The organism is Mesorhizobium sp. M8A.F.Ca.ET.218.01.1.1, from assembly GCF_004791165.1.
Classification (GTDB): Bacteria; Pseudomonadota; Alphaproteobacteria; order Rhizobiales; family Rhizobiaceae; genus Mesorhizobium.
The window spans coordinates 1-380 of record NZ_SRUZ01000070.1 but is presented as its reverse complement, the minus strand read 5'-3'; the positions used below and the strand labels follow the sequence as shown (position 1 = coordinate 380).

The window sequence follows — 380 nt, the reverse complement described above, 5'->3', positions numbered from 1 at the left end:
GATCGGCGTCTGGTCGTGGTTCTACATCGGCGCCAACGCCGCATCGCTATTCGTCGCCTTCGCCTTCTTCTACCCGCGCCAGCGGCTCAGACTGCGCAGCGAGCTCTATTTCCGGCGGCTCGCCGATTCCGTCTATGTGGCCGGATCCGAGGTGCTGTTCTATCTGCAGATGGAGTTCGACAAACTCCTGGTTCTGTCGATCGGCGGACCTCACCTCGCCGGCATCTACGCCATCATCATGCGGCTGGTCGATCTCACCGCAATCCCGATCCGCACCTTCTCGATGATGCTGGTGCAACGCATGATGCGCGCGCCCGAGCTCTTGTCCCGCTTGGCAGTCAAGAGCGGCATCGAAGGTGGCGTGTTCCTGGTCTCGACAC

1 pseudogene is annotated in these 380 nt (G+C 61.6%); it reads left to right on the top strand.

Features of this window, described 5'->3' with window-relative positions:
* Positions 1–380 (top strand): annotated as a pseudogene (locus EN861_RS34430) (lipopolysaccharide biosynthesis protein); the annotation flags it as partial.